The sequence below is a fragment of the Curtobacterium citri genome (assembly GCF_030362955.1).
GTDB classification, from domain to species: Bacteria; Actinomycetota; Actinomycetes; order Actinomycetales; family Microbacteriaceae; genus Curtobacterium; species Curtobacterium citri.
The window spans coordinates 258,352-273,953 of sequence record NZ_JAUCML010000001.1; the positions used below are offsets into that span (position 1 = coordinate 258,352).

Sequence of the window (15,602 nt, forward strand, 5' to 3'; positions counted from 1 at the left end):
GCCGGGGACCTGCGGTGACCCGTCCGCTGGTCGCGCTGGGCGCGTCGGACCCGACGGCCGTGCTGCGCGGACTGGAGGCCGCCCTCGCCGGCGGCCCCGCACTCCTGCCGGTCGCGGTGGACACCCCGGCGCTGCCGACGCCGCCACCGTCCCACGTCGCGCAGCGGGTCGCCCTGGTCGTCGAGACGAGCGGGTCGACCGGCACCGGCAAGCGCGTGGCGCTGTCCGCCGATGCGCTCCTCGCCGGAGCCGCCTCGGCCGACGCCGCACTCGGCGGCCCGGGGCGCTGGGTGCTCGCGCTGCCGACGCACTACATCGCGGGCCTCAACGTCCTGACGCGGTCGATCGCCTCGGGCACCTCGCCCGTCGTGGTGCCACCCGGTCACTTCGAGGCCGCCGCGTTCGCCGACGCGGTCGACCGGCTCGACGTCGGTCCGGAGGCCCCGCGGCGCTACACCTCGCTCGTCCCGGTGCAGCTCGCCCGCGTGCTCGACGACCCACGGGCCCGGGCCGCGGCGACCCGCTTCGACGCCGTCCTCGTGGGCGGTCAGGCGACCCCGGCACCGCTCCGCCGGCGCGCGCTCGAGGCGGGCGTCCGGGTGGTCACCACCTACGGGGCGAGCGAGACGAGCGGCGGCTGCGTCTACGACGGCACCCCCTTCGGCACCGTCCGCGTCGGACTCGTCGACGGGGCGCTCGAGCTCGCCGGCCCGATGCTCGCCGAGGGGTACCTCGACGACCCGGACCGCACCGCGCGCACCTTCACCGAGCGGGACGGGCTCCGCTGGTACCGCACCGGCGACGCCGCGGCGCTCGACGACGACGGCCGGCTCCGGGTGCTCGGCCGACTCGACGACGTCATCGTGTCGGGCGGCGAGAAGGTGCCGCTCGGCGCGGTCGAACGGCGGGTCCGCGAGCTCCCCGGGCAGGACGCCGCGGTCGTGACGCGTCGGACGTCGGGGGAGTGGGGCGAGGTGCCGGTCGTCGTCACGGAGCAGCCGCTCGACCTCGACACCGTCCGCGCGCACGTCGGGGACCTCCTCGGGCGGGCTGCCCGACCGGCGGACGTCCTCGTCGTCGACGCGGTGCCGATGCTCGGCACGGGGAAGCCCGACCGACGGGCCGTCCGCGTGCTCGCCGACCCCGACGGTGCACCGCCGGCGTAGCGAGCGCGGATACGATGGTCGGTCGTGGCACGTACGAAGAACACGAACCGGACCAAGGGCCGCAGCGGCAACCCCGCGAAGGCCGCCCGACCGCAGCGCGGCAAGCAGCGGGCGACCGCCCGTGACTGGATCGGCGGTGCCCGGCTCCGCACGCTGACGCTCGGTGTCGTCCCGGTCGTGCTCGGCACCGGTGTCGCGTTCGTCGACTCCGGCGAGCCGGGCGACTTCGGGTCCTACCTCGGGCACGACCACCGCCTGGCGGTCGCGCTCCTCGCCCTCGGTGTCGCACTCTTCCTGCAGATCGGTGTGAACTACAGCAACGACTACTCCGACGGTGTCCGGGGGACCGACGAGTTCCGCGTCGGACCGGCGCGTCTGACCGGCGCCGGGCTCGCGAAGCCCCGCACGGTGCTCACCGTCGCGCTGACGTTCTTCGGGCTCGCGGCGGTCGCCGGCCTGCTCATCGTCGCGCTCACCGGCCTCTGGTGGCTGCTGGTCGTCGGTGCGGCCGCGATCGTCGCCGCGTGGTTCTACACCGGCGGGAAGAAGCCGTACGGGTACAACGCGCTCGGCGAGGTCTTCGTCTTCGTCTTCTTCGGCCTGGTCGCGGTGCTCGGGACGCAGTACGTGCAGATCCGCGAGGTCACCACGAGCGGCTGGGCAGCGGCGGTCGCGGCCGGCTTCTTCGCCTGCGCCGTGCTCATGGTGAACAACATCCGCGACATCGACGAGGACCGACTGGCCGGCAAGCGGACGCTCGCCGTCGTGGTCGGACGTCCGGTCGCCCGGGTGCTGTACGGCCTGTTCCTCATGCTGCCGTACGTCGTGCTGCTCTGGTTCGTCCTGCTCTACTTCCGCACCGGGTTCGCCTACTTCTCACTGCTGCTGGCGTTGCCGGCGCTCGTCATCGGCGTCTCCACGCGGAAGCCCCGCGAGCTCGTCACCGCGCTGCAGCTGTCGTCGTTCGCGTCGCTGGCGTTCGGTGTCGTGCTCGGCCTGACGCTCGTGCTCCTGCCGTAGCCGCTCGGTCCTGCCGTCGGGTGCCGGGTCAGTCCTCGTCGCGCTCGTGACGGACGCGGTGACGCTCGGCGTCGGAGACCGGACGCGTGGCCGGCGCGGCGTGCTCGGCAGCGGCGGTGTCAGCGGCGTCCGAGTCCGCGGCGTCGACGAAGTCGTCCTCGAAGTCGGAGTCCGCGTCGTGCTCCGGTCGGGCGCGACGCGACGCGATGCTCGACGTCACCCGGCCGCGCAGCCCCGGCAGGGCGATGTAGGACACGAGCAGACCGATCAGGGCCGCACCGATCGCCGCCCAGTACCACCGCAGGCCGATGACGAGCAGGACGGCCAGCGCCGCGGCGAAGATGCCGAGTCGGGCAAGGGTGTAGACGAGCCACGCTTTCACCCGACGAGTCTACGGAACCCGCGGTGGGGGAACGGCTGACCGGCAGGTACGTCCCAGGCGCGGTCCGTAGGCTCCTGGGATGGTCCGTCTCTGGTTGGTCCTCGCCGTCGCCGCCGTGGCGTTCACGGTGTACGCGGCCATCGACTGCGCGACCATGCCCCGGGAACGCATCCGCTCACTGCGTCGCGGCTGGTGGATCCTGCTCGTGATCGTCCTGCCGGTCCTCGGCGGACTGCTCTGGTTCGTGCTCGGCCGCGCCCCGGCGACGCCCGGACCGACGCCCCGGTACCGTGGTCCCGAAGACGACCCCGACTTCCTCGGCGGCCCCCGTGCCCCCGGGTCACCCCGCACCGGAACGGACCAGGACGACGCAACCCTCCGAGACCTCGAAGACCGACTCCGCGAGCGGGACGAACGCGACGACGGCAGCACCGCCGATCGCTGACGGGTCCGCCGGATCGGGCAGCCCGGCGACCGACTTCGCCCTGGCGCTGCTGCAGGAGCTCGCGCGCGCGGGCGTCACCGACGTCGTGGTCAGTCCGGGCTCCCGCTCGCAGGCGCTCGCCCTGGCCGCGGTCGCGCTCGAGCGCGCGGGCGGCGTGACCGTGCACGTCCGGCTCGACGAACGGACCGCGGGGTTCTTCGCGCTCGGGCTCGCCGTCGAGTCCGGTCGGCCCGCCGCCGTCGTCACCACCTCCGGCACCGCGGTGGCGAACCTGCACCCGGCCGTGCTCGAGGCGCACCACTCCGGCGTGCCGATGATCGTGCTGAGCGCCGACCGGCCGACCGAGCTCCGGGGCATCGGCAGCAACCAGACGACCGTGCAGCCCGGACTCTTCGGACCGGCCGTGTCCTTCGTGCGCGACGTCCAGGCACCCACGGCGGGCAGCGTCGACGTCGACGCGGTGCGCTCGCTGGCGCGCGAGGCCGTCGGGGTCGCCGCCGGGCACACCGGCCAACCCGGGCCCGTGCAGCTCGACGTCGCCTTCCGTGAACCGCTCTCCGCCGGCCTCCGCGCCGAGGACGTCACCGGCGTACCGGACGACGAGGTCGACCTCGAACACGCGCAGCGCCGGGTGCACGCCGGACTCGCGGTCGCCGAGCTGACGCCGGACGACGAGCCCGCGACCGTCGTGATCGCCGGGCACGACGCCGGGCCGGACGCCGAGCGCATCGCGTGGGAGCTCGGTGCGCCGCTGCTGGCGGAGGTCTCGAGCGGTGCGCGCTTCGGTCGGAACCTGGTCGTGGCCTACCGCGACCTGCTCCGCGACGCGGAGCTCGGCGGTGCGGTCCGCCGCGCCGTCGTGCTCGGCCACCCCACGCTCAGCCGAGAGGTCCCCGCGCTCCTGCAGCGACCCGACGTCGAGACGATCGTGGTCCGCGGGGCGGGAGCCGACCCGTACGACCCGGCACGCGCCTCCCGTCCGGACGCGGCGACCACGTTCGTCTCCGACGTCCGCGTGACCGGCCGGACCACCCCGGCACACCGCGCGTGGGTCGGCCGGTGGGTGACGACGAGCCGGGCGGTGCTCGGCGACGGCGACGCCGGTCCCGACCTCGACGCGAAGCGCTCGGGCGACCGCGCGGAGCGGAACCGCTTCCTGCGCGACGAGGTCGCACTGCGCCGCCGGTCCGTCGACCGCACGATGCTGGTCGAGGCCGTGTGGGGGGTGACGTGGCCGCACGACCGGCTCGTGCTCGGGGCGTCGCAGCTCATCCGCGTCGCGGACGCGCACGTCGCGGGCAAGAAGCTCCGCGTGCACGCCAACCGCGGCCTGGCGGGGATCGACGGCACCGTGTCGACGGCGCTCGGCATCGCCGCGGCATTGGAGCGGACGGCGGACTCGGTCGGCACCACGCGGGTGCTCGTCGGTGACCTGACGTTCCTGCACGACCTCGGCGCGTTCGTCACCGGGACCGAGGAGCGGACGCACCGCGTGCAGGTCGTCGTCGGCAACGACTCGGGCGGCGCGATCTTCCGCGGGCTCGAGGTCGCACGCACCACGCCGGACGAGGACATGCGCCGGATGATGACCACGCCGCAGCACGTCGACGTCGAGCGGGTCGTCACCGGGCTCGGCTGGGAGTACCGGCGCGCGGCCACGTGGGGCGACCTGGAGGCCGTGCTCACCGACCCGGCGCAGCGGCTCGTGGTCGAGGTGCCGCTGACCGACTGACGGGCGGCCGGCGCCGGCTGCGTCGGGTCAGGCCGGAGCGGTGCGGTGCGGTGCGTCGGGTCGCGTCGCGTCAGGCCAGGGCGTCGCGCACCGGACGGAACTTGAGGGCGGTCTCGGCGACCTCGCGCGCCGGGTCCGACCCGGCGACGATCCCCGCACCGGCCCATGCCCGGACCGTCCCGTCGGCGTCGATCCGGGCGCTGCGGAGCGCGAGCATCCACTCGCCGTCGCCGTTCGCCCCGAGCCACCCGACCGGTCCCGCGTAGCGGCCACGGTCGACGCCCTCGAGCTCCGCGACGAGCCGCACCGCGACGTTGGTCGGGGTGCCCGCCACGGCTGCCGTCGGGTGGAGCGCGTCCGCGACGTCGAGCGACGTGGTCCCGACCGGCAGGGTCGCGCGCACGTCCGTGGCGAGGTGCCAGAGGTTCGGCAGCTGCAGGCGGAAGGGCTCCGGGTCGGCGCGGAGGTCGGTCGCGATCGGCCGGAGCGCCTGCAGCAGGCTCGCGATCGCGAAGCCGTGCTCCTCGACGTCCTTCGCGCTCGACGCCAGCGCCTCGGCGGCCGCACGGTCCGACGCCGGGTCGGTCCCGCGGGCCGCGCTCCCGGCGAGCACCCGTGCGGACAGCTCGGTGCCGTCGGTGCGCGCCAGGGTCTCCGGCGTCGCCCCCACCAGTCCGTCGACGGCGAACGTCACGCACTGCGGGTACGCCGCCGCCAGGTCCAGCAGGACCGCGCGCCGGTCGGCACCGGGCGGCAGCGTGCCCACGAGGTCGCGGGCGAGGACGACCTTGTCGGCCTCGCCGGCGGCGATCCGGCGGACGGCGTCGGCGACCGCGGCGGCGTAGGCGTCCTCGTCGATGCTGCCCGGTCGGAGGGCGACCGACACGTGGCCGCCGACGCTCGGCACCGGGGCCGAGGTGCGGGAGAACGCCAGGGGCTCGGGGTCCGGGGTCGTGTCGACCGCGGTGAGCCACGCCTTCCCGCGCCGCTTGCCGATGACGACCCGCGGGACGACGAGCACGCTCTCCTCGGCGGAGTCGTCGGCGAACGTGAACGACCCGAACGCGACGAGACCGGTCCCGCGCAGCTGCACCGGGTCGTCCACCCGCGCGCTGCCGACGAGGTCGCGCCAGACGGCGGACGCCCGGCGCATGCGGTCCGGACCCGAGAACGTGAAGCGGAGTACCTCGCCGATCCCGACGATGCCGTCGCCGCCCCGGACGAACGCCAACGGGGTGTCCCGCAGGGTGTGGCGGAGGACGTCACCCGGGTCGTCGAGGATCCGGGTCGAGACCGTGAGCGAGGGGGCCGCCGTGGTGGTTCGGGTCACGGACCGATCGTACGCGCGCGGCCGGTGGCCGGACCCCGGCCGGGCGTCCGGCCACCGTCGGGCCGGGACCTCTAGGATGGTGCGGTGAGCAGAGCGGACCTGAGCAAGCGGCCGGACGAGGTGGCGGCAATGTTCGACGACGTCGCCGCGAAGTACGACCTCACGAACGACATCCTGTCGGCGGGCAACGCCCCGCTGTGGCGCGTCGCGACGGTGCGTGCGGTCGACCCGCAGCCGGGGGAGCGTGTCCTCGACATCGCCGCCGGGACGGGCACGAGCGCCGCGGCCCTGGCGAAGAAGGGCGCGGAGGTCACCGCGCTCGACCTGTCGGCCGGCATGATCGCCGTCGGACGCGAGCGGCACCCCGAGATCACCTTCGTCGAGGGCGACGCCGAGCAGCTGCCCTTCGACGACGACACGTTCGACGCCGTCACCATCTCCTTCGGGCTGCGGAACGTCAACGACCCGATGCAGGCGATCACCGAGATGCTCCGGGTGCTCAAGCCCGGTGGCCGCGTCGTGATCTGCGAGTTCTCCACGCCGCCGATGACGCTCCTGCGCTTCGGCTACGGCACGTACCTCAAGCGCGTGCTCCCCGGCATCGCGCGGCTGTCGAGCAGCAACCCGGCCGCCTACCGCTACCTCGCCGAGTCCATCGAGGCATGGCCCGACCAGCACGTGCTCAGCCAGTGGCTGCGCGGCGTCGGCTTCACGATGGTCGCGCACCGCAACCTGACGGCCGGGATCGTGGCCCTGCACCGCGGGCGCAAGCCGGTCGAGGGCACCGTCCGCGAGTCCGTCGCCCGACGGGCCCGGGCACGCCGTGAGCACCAGCACACCGGTGAGCAGCCGAGCGTCGACCCGACCGACGCCTGACCGGTCCTCGACCCCGAACACGGAGCAGCACTTGAACCCGAGCGTCCCGGTCGCACGCCGCGCACCGAGCCTCCGCGCCTCGCTGGGCATCGGCGAGCGACTGTTCGCCACGCCGTCCGAGCGACGCTTCATCGCCGCGGTCGACGACGGGCTCGAGCTCGTCGAGCGGGGCCTCGAGGAGGCGATGCGGTCGACCGACACGCTGGCCGACACCACGAGCCGCTACCTGCTCTCCGCCGGTGGCAAGCGGATCCGTCCGACCCTCACGCTGCTCATCGCGCAGCTCGGCGAGGGCGTGACCGACGCGGTGGTCAAGGCCGCCGTGAGCATCGAGACCACGCACCTGGCCTCGTTGTACCACGACGACGTCATGGACGAGGCGCCGGTGCGCCGCGGCGTCCCCGCCGCGCACGTGACCTACGGCAACAACGTGGCCATCCTCACGGGGGACCTCCTCTTCGCCCGGGCCAGCCTCATCACGGCCGACCTCGGCACCGAGGGCATCCGCATGCAGGCCGAGACCTTCCAGCGCCTCTGCATGGGGCAGCTGCACGAGACCACCGGCCCGCAGCCCGACGACGACCCGGTCGAGCACTACATCCAGGTGCTCAGCGACAAGACCGGGTCGCTCATCGCGACCGCGGCCCGCGCCGGCGTGATGTTCTCGGGTGCGGACCGGGCCTGGCTCGACGCGGTCGGGACGTTCGGCGAGAAGGTCGGCGTGGCCTTCCAGCTCGTCGACGACGTCATCGACCTCGCTCCGGCAGGGGCCCGCACCGGCAAGATCGCCGGCAACGACCTGCGCGCCGGCGTGGACACGCTGCCGCTGCTGCAGCTCCGCCGGCTCGCCACGCGCGACGACGGTGCCGCGGCGCTGGTCGCCCGGATCGAGCACGACGTCAAGGACGCGCCCGACGATGCCGTCGATTCGTCGCCGTACCAGTCCGCCGTCGCCGCCCTGCGCGAGCACGAGGCGACCACGGCCACCCGGGCCGTCGCCGTGCGCTGGGCGGAGGAGGCCGTCGCGGCCCTGGAACCGCTGCCCGGCGGCACCGTGAAGCGGGCGCTGACCCGGTTCGCCGAGTCCGTCGTCGAACGCAGCCGCTGACCCACCGGGAGCATCCCGCCCGAACGAACTGGAGCCATCCGTGCCAACCCTCCGACTCGCCATCGTCGGCGCCGGTCCCGCCGGGATCTACGCCGCCGACATCCTGCTGCGCGAGGCCCACGGCACCGACGTGTCGATCGACCTCTTCGAGCAGCTGCCGGCGCCGTACGGCCTGGTCCGCTACGGCGTGGCACCCGACCACCCGCGGATCAAGGGCATCGTCAACGCGCTGCGCGACGTGCTCGACCGCGGTGTCGTCCGGCTCTTCGGCAACGTGCGCTTCGGCGAGGACATCACGCTCGACGACCTCAAGCAGCACTACCACGCCGTGCTGTTCTCCACGGGAGCGATCAAGGACGCCGAGCTCGACGTCCCGGGCGTCGAGCTCGAGGGCTCGTACGGTGCGGCCGACTTCGTGAGCTGGTTCGACGGCCACCCCGACGTCCCGCGCACCTGGCCGCTGACGGCGTCGAGCGTCGCGGTGATCGGCAACGGCAACGTCGCCCTCGACGTCTCGCGCATCCTGGCGAAGCACGCCGACGACCTGCTCCCCACCGAGATCCCCGCGAACGTGTACGAGGGGCTCAAGGCGTCGCCCGTCACCGACGTGCACGTCTTCGGCCGCCGCGGTCCGGCGCAGGTGAAGTTCACGCCGCTCGAGCTCCGCGAACTCGGCGAGCTCCGCGACGTCGACATGGTCGTGTACGACGAGGACTTCGACCACGACGAGGCATCGCTGACGGCGATCCAGACGAACAAGCAGGTCATGGTGATGAACCGGGTCCTGGAGCAGTGGCGCACGCGCGAGGTCGGCCGGGCGAGCCGCCGGCTCCACCTGCACTTCTGGGCGAAGCCGCTCGAGTTCGTCGGCGAGGACGGCCACGTCAGCGCGATCCGGTACGAGCGGACCCGGCCGGACGGGCAGGGCGGCGTCGAGGGCACCGGCGAGGTGCGCGAGCTCGCCGTGCAGGCCGTCTACCGCGCCGTCGGCTACTTCGGGTCACCGCTGCCCGGTGTCCCGTTCGACGCGCGCACCGGCGTCATCCCGAACCGTGGGGGACAGGTGCTCGACGAGGACGGCTCCCAGGTGCCCGGCGTGTACGCCACGGGGTGGATCAAGCGCGGACCGGTCGGGCTGATCGGCCACACGAAGTCCGACGCCATGGAGACCGTGCAGCACATCGTGAACGACCAGGCGTCCTGGTGGACCCCGGCGGACCCCTCGCCCGAGGCCGTCCCCGCGCTGCTCCGGGACCGCGGTGTCGACTTCACCGACCTCGCTGGCTGGCACGCCCTCGACGAGCACGAGCAGGCGCTCGGTGCCCCCGAGGGCCGGGAGCGCATCAAGGTCGTGCCGCGCGACGAGATGGTCGACGTCTCGCTGCGTCGGGTCAGCTCGGCGACGAGCTGAGCGCCGCACGATGACCACCGCACGCCCCGCACCGCCCACCGCGACGCGGGGCGTGCTCGTCGCTCCCGGCCGCCTGCAGGGGGTCGACGTCGCCCGCGCGCTCGCGCTGCTCGGCATGATGGCCGCGCACATCGGCGGGATCGCCGACGAGGTCGACTGGTCCGACCCGGGCACGTGGTCCGCCGTCGCCCACGGCCGGCCCTCGACGCTGTTCGCGGTGCTCGCGGGTGTCTCGGTCGGCCTCACCAGCGGTCGGACCAGTCCGCCCGGGCCGCCGGCGATCGGACTGGTCCGCGCCCGGCTCGCGGTCCGCGCGATCGTCGTGGTGGCGATCGGGTTGGCCCTGATGGCGCTCGAGACGCCGATCTACGTCATCCTGCCCACCTACGGGGCGCTCTTCCTGCTCGTGCTGCCGGTCCTCCGGGTGCGCCCGGTCTGGCTCGTCCTGCTCGCTGTCGTCTGCGCGGTGGTCTCACCACTCGTGGCGATCGCCGTCGCGCCCCTCTACGCGGGCGCCGGCACGTGGGAGGTCCAGTTGGGCCTCGTCTACCCCGTGGTCACCTTCCTGGCGTACGTGCTGGTCGGTCTCGCGGTCGCCCGGGTCGGTCTGGAGGGGCGGCGTGCGCAGGTCGCGCTCCTCGCGTCCGGCACGGTGGCCGCCGCCGCCGCGTACGCCGTCGGGAACGCGCTCGCCCCGGTGCCCGCGAGCACCGGGCTGGCCTTCCCCGGCGTGCCGTACGCGCCCGACGGCAGCTCGCCGTCGGCGGCGCTGGCGCAGCTGTTCCTGTCGCCGCGGGACCACTCGTCGTCGATCGTCGACGTCGTCGGGACGGCGGGGATCGCCGTCGCGGTGGTCGCCCTCTGCACGCTGCTCGTCGACGGCCGGGGGCGGACGGTCGCGCGCATCGCGTACCCCCTCGCCGCGGTCGGCTCGATGCCGCTGACGGTCTACGCGGGCCACATCGTCGTCATCGCCTGCCTGCCCGGGTACCCGGACTCCGGTGCCGCGTGGGCCTGGTTCGCGATCGGGTCGGTCCTGTTCGCGATGTCGTGGCGGGCGTTCCTCGGACGGGGCCCGCTCGAACGCCTCGTCGCCTGGGTCGCGGACGTCGTCACGGCGCCGCGCTGACGACCCGCGTCGTCCGTGGGCACGTCGTCCCGCGTCGTCCGTGGGCACGCCGTCCCACGCCGTCAGGCGGGCACGTCGTCCCGCGACCCGCGTGACGGACGCGCGCAGGTGCCTCCCGGCCGGACGCTACTGCAGGGCGGCGGTCAGGCGCGCGATGTTGTCGAGCACCTGGGACCGGCGCGGTCGTTCGAGCCACGAGTCGAGCGTGAGCTCGAAGGACGCCTCCTTGTAGGCGTCCTGGACCTCGCGGAGGGCGTCGACGAACCGGCGGCCGCGCACCATCACCGACACCTCGAGGTTGAGGCTGAAGGACCGCATGTCCATGTTGCTCGACCCGATCACGGACACGTCGTCGTCGATCGTGAAGTGCTTCGCGTGCAGGATCGTCGGTGCGCGGTACAGCCAGATCCGGACCCCGGCGCGCATGAGTTCCTCGTAGTACGACCGCTGGGCGTGCCACGTCATGGCGTGGTCGCCCATCTCGCCGACGAACAGCTCGACCTCGACCCCGCGCTGCGCCGTCGTCGTGATGGCGTAGAGCATCGAGTCGTCCGGCACGAAGTACGGCGAGGTGATCGACACCTTCTCCTGCGCGGCGTAGAGCAGGGCGTTGAAGAGGCGCAGGTTGTTCTCGCCGTCGAAGCCGGGGCCCGACGGGACCACCTGGCAGTCGAGGGCGTCCCCGCGGTCCGCGCGCTGCACGGGATCGCTCTCGCGGAGCAGGAGCTCGTCGGTCTCGCTGTACCAGTCGGTGACGAACAGGGCGTTGAGGCCGGCGACGACCGGGCCCTCGAACCGGGCGAACAGGTCCTTGTAGACCATGCCCCGCTCGATGTGGGACTTCAGGTCGTACGACGGGTCGATCAGGTTCTGGGACCCGGTGAAGGCCACCGACCCGTCGATCACCATGATCTTCCGGTGGTTGCGGAGGTCCGGGCGCTGGAACTTCCCCTGGAGCGGCTGCAGCGGGAGCATGAGGTGCCACTCGATGCCCGCGCGGTCGAGGAACGCGAGGGCGTCCTTGAAGCCCGGGTACCCGCGGCTCGCCCAGTGGTCGAGGAGGAACCGGACCGTGACCCCGCGGGCCTGTGCCCGCGCCAGTGCCTCGAAGTACGGCCGGGTCGTGTCGTCGAGCGTCGCGATGTAGAACTCGACGTGCACGAAGCGCCGCGCCCGGTCGATCTCCCGCGTCATCTCCTGCACCGACTCGTACGAGTCCGGGTAGAGCTCGGCCGAGTTGCCGCCCACGAGGGGCATCGCGCCGAGCCCGCGGTTGAGCTTCGTGATGCTCTCCAGCCACGGCGGCCACGGGTGGTCGCGACGCACGCGCTCGATGCCCTCGGTCTGCTCGAGGATGTACGCGTTGATCTCGGTCTGCTTCTCGCGTCGTGCCCGGGGGAGCTTCGTCGACCCGATGATCAGGAAGACGATGAACCCGATGTACGGGATGAGGAAGATCGCGAGCAGCCAGGCCGTCGCGGTCTGCGGCTTCCGGTTGTACGGGACGTAGATGATCGAGAAGACACGGATCGCCAGGTCCAGCAGGACCAGGAGAACGGTGATCGCGACGCCGAGCCAGTGCTCCACGGGGGCGCTAGCGGAAGTTGATGAACTGCAGCGGCACGTCGAACTCTTCACCCTTGAGGAGCTGGATCGTGTTCTGCAGGTCGTCGCGGCTCTTCGACGAGACGCGCAGCTCGTCGCCCTGGATCTGGTTCTTGACGGTCTTCGGCGCGTTCGCCCGGAGGAACGCCCCGATCTTCTTCGCGACGTCCTGCTCGATGCCGTTCTTGAACTTCACCTCGATGCGGTACTCCTTGCCCGAGGGGTAGGGGTCGCCGGCGTCGAGGCTCTTGAGCGAGATGTTCCGCTTGATCGCCTTGCTCTGCAGCACGTCGAGGACGGCCTTGGCGCGCTCCTCGGAGTTCGCCTTGATGAGCACGTCCTCACCGCTGAAGGCGATGGACGCGTCGGCGCCCTTGAAGTCGTACCGCTGCTCGATCTCCTTGGCGGCCTGGTTGAGGGCGTTCTCCGCCTCCATCTTGTCGACCTTGCTGACCACGTCGAAGGAACTGTCTGCCATGCCGGACAGCCTAACGGCGCACGCCGGGCCCGGTTCGGTCACTCCCGGCGGCTGTGGACGAGCGCCTCGTCACGTCCCCCTGTGGTCACGAGCACCCTCCGGGATCGGCTATGCTCTTCACCGCGCCTTCGGTTGGTGATCACACCGGCTGGGTGCGCACACGGCAAGTTACCCAAGCGGCCAAAGGGATCTGACTGTAAATCAGCCGGCGTAGCCTTCGGGGGTTCGAATCCCTCACTTGCCACGGTCCGCAACGGATCGAACAGCCCCGTCCGGATCGGACGGGGCTGTTCTCGTTCCACCGGTTGCGATCCCGGCGAGCACGACGTCGTTCGGGCAGGCTGGTCGCATGTCCGACATGCTGACGCCCACGCAGTTCGCCGACCTCGCCGAGTCGATCGCCCGGGAGGCCGCGGCCCTCGCCGCCCGCCGCCGGGCCGAGGGCGTCGAGGTCGCGGACCGGAAGTCGAGCATCGTCGACGTGGTCACGGCCGCCGACCGTGAGGTCGAGGCACTCGTCCGGTCCCGCATCGCCGAGGCGCGACCCGACGACGGCTTCCACGGCGAGGAGTCCGGGTCGGGCGCGGGGACCACGGGCATCACGTGGGTGGTCGACCCGATCGACGGCACGGTCAACTACCTGTACGGCAGCGAGCAGTACGGCGTCAGCATCGGCGTCGTGCGGGGGAGTGCCGACCCGACGACCTGGGAGGCACTCGCCGGGGTGGTCGTGGTCCCCGCGACCGGCACCGTCTTCCGGGCGGCCCGCGGCGAGGGTGCGACGCGCGACGGCGCACCGCTCCGGGTCGCCGCTCCGGCGTCGCTGGCGGAGACGCTCGTCGCGACCGGTTTCGGCTACACGGCCGACCGGCGGCGCGAGCAGGTCGCGGTCCTGGCGGGGCTCATCGGAGAGGTCCGCGACGTCCGGCGTGCCGGAGCGGCCTCGCTCGACTGCTGCGCGGTCGGGGCCGGGACGGTCGACGCGTACTACGAGCGCGGCATCAACCCGTGGGACATGGCGGCCGGTGCGGTGGTGGCGGCCGAGGCCGGTGCGGTCGTCCGCGTGTGGGAGGCCGGCGGCACCCGCTCCTTCCTGTTCACCGCCCCCGCGGTGGCCGACGAGCTCGAGGCCCTGGTCCGGCGGCTCGAGGCCGACGTCCTCGGGGGCTGACCGCCGACGGCTCTCCCTCTGGGCACTGCACCGACGTGCACCCGACTGGCGGCGCGCGGCGGCCCCTGCTAGCGTGCTGCAGTCCCGTTACCTGCTCGTTACCAACGAGCGCCTCGCGCCCCGATCAGGATCACCACCGAACACATGCCCCACGCTCCCCGAACGCTCACCTCGCCCGACGTCACGACCGGTCCCCAGCCGGTGGTGCACCTCACCCGACGTGCACGCATCGAAGCGGAGCGACGGGCTGCTGCGGCCGCGGTACAGCCGTCCATCGACGGTCCCGCCGCGCCGGTGACGCCTGCCGCCCCGGTCTCGCCGATCGATCTCGCGCCGGCCTCGCCCGTCCGCCCCTCCCCCTCGGCGGGCGCCGTGACGCCGCCGGCCCCGGTCTCGCCGGACGTGGCGCCGGTGCTCGACGCGGTCCCGGCGGCCGATGCGACGCACACGCCGACGTCCGTCGCCCCGGCGCCCGAGCGGGCGCGTCGCGGGACCGGACGCGCGCCCTCAGCCGACCGACCGCCGCGTGCGTCCCGGGCCGCCGCCGCCGTGCACGTCGACCGGGCCACCCGGCACATCCCGGCCACGCCGAAGGCACCCGCGGCAGCTCCGCACGTCGACCGGGGCGTGTCCTTCCGGCGGACCGCCTCGCGCGTGACGGCCGTCGGCGCACTCCTCTTCGCCGCCGGGCTCGTCGTCTCGACGTCCCTGCCGGCGCAGGCGCTCTGGGTCCCGCCGGCGGACACGACCGCCCTCCGCACGACCGCGGGCGACGCTCAGTCGCTCAGCGTCGGACAGGCCGCCGGCGACGCGGAGACCGCGCGCGACCAGTACTCCGTGACCGCGGCCACGCAGTACGCCAACGTCGACTCGTCCTCGTTCTCCAACGACCCGAACGGCACGATCCAGTGGCCGTTCCTCACGGGGGTCCCGATCACGTCGGGCTTCGGCGGTCGGCAGGTCGAGGGCTGCTCGTTCTGCTCGACGAACCACATGGGCGTCGACTTCGCCCCGGGCGAGGGCACGCCCATCCGGTCCGTCGCTGCCGGCACGGTCATCAAGGTGCAGGCGCACGACGGCGGCTTCGGCAACGACGTCTGGGTGCAGCACGACGTCGACGGCAAGCAGTTCGTCAGCGTCTACGGGCACATGAAGGACGGCACGTTCAAGGTCGTCACCGGCCAGCAGGTCGCCGTGGGTGACGAGCTCGGCGAGGTCGGCTCGACGGGCAACTCGACCGGCCCGCACCTGCACCTGGAGATCCACGTCGACGGTGTCCCGGTGGACCCGCTGACCTGGCTCCGCGCCAACGCGAACTAGCGGGGGAGCGGCGGCACGCCCGGGCGTCACGCCCGGTTCCTGACCACCGCCGCGCGTCTGCTACTCTCGTGTGGTGCCGCCGAGCGGCACTCGCCCCGATAGCTCAGTGGTAGAGCACTTCCATGGTAAGGAAGGGGTCGTCAGTTCAATCCTGACTCGGGGCTCCGACCCGGAGCGGCAGTCGCTCCGGATCTCTGGCGGGGTAGCTCAGTTGGTTAGAGCACACGACTCATAATCGTGGGGTCACGGGTTCAAGTCCCGTCCTCGCTACCACGGGCCCGGCGATCAGTTCGCCGGGCTTTCGTCGTTCCCGGGCGCGTCCGCCCTCCCGCTGCGCCCGGCGCTCCCGCTGCCCGTTCCTTCCCATCGCATGCGCGGTACCGAGCGGAACCGGGCACACCTGGTCGTCCGTTGCGACCAGGTACGCCC

At 73.1% G+C, this 15,602-nt stretch carries 14 protein-coding genes and 3 tRNA genes; 13 read left to right on the forward strand and 4 right to left on the reverse strand.

Annotated elements, in window-relative coordinates; all coding sequences use genetic code 11:
• Positions 1 to 14: 14 nt before the first annotated feature.
• Positions 15 to 1,166 carry an AMP-binding protein gene (locus QUG92_RS01275; RefSeq protein ID WP_289457389.1) on the forward strand — a complete coding sequence of 384 codons (1,152 nt, stop codon included), beginning with the start codon at positions 15 to 17 and terminating at the stop codon, positions 1,164 to 1,166.
• A gap of 24 nt (positions 1,167 to 1,190) precedes the next feature.
• Positions 1,191 to 2,186: a 1,4-dihydroxy-2-naphthoate polyprenyltransferase gene (locus QUG92_RS01280; protein ID WP_289457390.1), complete on the forward strand. Its 996-nt coding sequence runs from the start codon at positions 1,191 to 1,193 to the stop codon at positions 2,184 to 2,186.
• Between the two features lie 28 nt (positions 2,187 to 2,214).
• On the opposite strand, the gene QUG92_RS01285 is transcribed toward QUG92_RS01280, so the two are convergent.
• Positions 2,215 to 2,568 (reverse strand): DUF4229 domain-containing protein, encoded by a 354-nt coding sequence (locus QUG92_RS01285; RefSeq protein ID WP_289457391.1) that lies wholly within the window; start codon positions 2,566 to 2,568, stop codon positions 2,215 to 2,217.
• 79 nt (positions 2,569 to 2,647) lie between these two features.
• Between QUG92_RS01285 and QUG92_RS01290 the strand changes: the two genes are divergently transcribed.
• Both QUG92_RS01290 and menD read left to right on the forward strand, forming a co-directional pair.
• Positions 2,648 to 3,013 carry a PLD nuclease N-terminal domain-containing protein gene (locus QUG92_RS01290; protein WP_182045964.1) on the forward strand — a complete coding sequence of 122 codons (366 nt, stop codon included), beginning with the start codon at positions 2,648 to 2,650 and terminating at the stop codon, positions 3,011 to 3,013.
• A complete protein-coding gene (menD, locus tag QUG92_RS01295) occupies positions 3,006 to 4,745 on the forward strand; it encodes a 2-succinyl-5-enolpyruvyl-6-hydroxy-3-cyclohexene-1-carboxylic-acid synthase (protein ID WP_289457553.1) in 1,740 nt (579 codons plus the stop codon). The genes QUG92_RS01290 and menD overlap by 8 nt, the downstream gene beginning before the upstream one ends.
• Before the next feature lie 70 nt (positions 4,746 to 4,815).
• On the opposite strand, the gene QUG92_RS01300 is transcribed toward menD, so the two are convergent.
• Positions 4,816 to 6,075: an isochorismate synthase gene (locus QUG92_RS01300; protein ID WP_289457393.1), complete on the reverse strand. Its 1,260-nt coding sequence runs from the start codon at positions 6,073 to 6,075 to the stop codon at positions 4,816 to 4,818.
• A gap of 84 nt (positions 6,076 to 6,159) precedes the next feature.
• On the opposite strand from QUG92_RS01300, the gene QUG92_RS01305 reads away from it, so the two are divergent.
• Genes QUG92_RS01305 through QUG92_RS01320 form a run of 4 tightly spaced genes read left to right on the forward strand, consistent with a single transcriptional unit; the run spans position 6,160 to position 10,599 of the window.
• Positions 6,160 to 6,951: a demethylmenaquinone methyltransferase gene (locus QUG92_RS01305; protein WP_069712126.1), complete on the forward strand. Its 792-nt coding sequence runs from the start codon at positions 6,160 to 6,162 to the stop codon at positions 6,949 to 6,951.
• Between the two features lie 31 nt (positions 6,952 to 6,982).
• The gene (locus QUG92_RS01310; protein ID WP_069712326.1) at positions 6,983 to 8,059 is read left to right on the forward strand and encodes a polyprenyl synthetase family protein; all 1,077 of its coding nucleotides are present in this window, start codon (positions 6,983 to 6,985) and stop codon (positions 8,057 to 8,059) included.
• A gap of 40 nt (positions 8,060 to 8,099) precedes the next feature.
• Positions 8,100 to 9,470 carry an FAD-dependent oxidoreductase gene (locus QUG92_RS01315; protein ID WP_289457394.1) on the forward strand — a complete coding sequence of 457 codons (1,371 nt, stop codon included), beginning with the start codon at positions 8,100 to 8,102 and terminating at the stop codon, positions 9,468 to 9,470.
• 10 nt (positions 9,471 to 9,480) lie between these two features.
• A complete protein-coding gene (locus tag QUG92_RS01320) occupies positions 9,481 to 10,599 on the forward strand; it encodes a heparan-alpha-glucosaminide N-acetyltransferase domain-containing protein (protein ID WP_289457395.1) in 1,119 nt (372 codons plus the stop codon).
• Between the two features lie 126 nt (positions 10,600 to 10,725).
• Here QUG92_RS01320 and cls read toward each other — a convergent pair whose 3' ends face one another.
• The gene (gene cls / locus QUG92_RS01325; RefSeq protein WP_289457396.1) at positions 10,726 to 12,186 is read right to left on the reverse strand and encodes a cardiolipin synthase; all 1,461 of its coding nucleotides are present in this window, start codon (positions 12,184 to 12,186) and stop codon (positions 10,726 to 10,728) included.
• A 7-nt stretch (positions 12,187 to 12,193) separates the two neighbouring features.
• The gene (locus QUG92_RS01330) at positions 12,194 to 12,682 is read right to left on the reverse strand and encodes a YajQ family cyclic di-GMP-binding protein (protein WP_069712130.1); all 489 of its coding nucleotides are present in this window, start codon (positions 12,680 to 12,682) and stop codon (positions 12,194 to 12,196) included.
• Positions 12,683 to 12,844: 162 nt separating this feature from the next.
• On the opposite strand from QUG92_RS01330, the gene QUG92_RS01335 reads away from it, so the two are divergent.
• The 5 genes from QUG92_RS01335 to QUG92_RS01355 all read left to right on the forward strand — a co-directional run bounded on the left by QUG92_RS01335 (position 12,845) and on the right by QUG92_RS01355 (position 15,446).
• Positions 12,845 to 12,926: transfer RNA gene (locus tag QUG92_RS01335), tRNA-Tyr, on the forward strand.
• Positions 12,927 to 13,040: 114 nt separating this feature from the next.
• Positions 13,041 to 13,853, forward strand: a complete 813-nt coding sequence (locus QUG92_RS01340) for an inositol monophosphatase family protein (RefSeq protein WP_434533033.1) — start codon at positions 13,041 to 13,043, stop codon at positions 13,851 to 13,853.
• 144 nt (positions 13,854 to 13,997) lie between these two features.
• On the forward strand, positions 13,998 to 15,173 hold the full coding sequence (locus QUG92_RS01345) for a M23 family metallopeptidase (protein ID WP_289457399.1): 1,176 nt from the start codon (positions 13,998 to 14,000) through the stop codon (positions 15,171 to 15,173).
• 92 nt (positions 15,174 to 15,265) lie between these two features.
• Positions 15,266 to 15,337, forward strand: a tRNA-Thr gene (locus QUG92_RS01350).
• Between the two features lie 32 nt (positions 15,338 to 15,369).
• Positions 15,370 to 15,446: transfer RNA gene (locus QUG92_RS01355), tRNA-Met, on the forward strand.
• Positions 15,447 to 15,602: the final 156 nt, after the last annotated feature.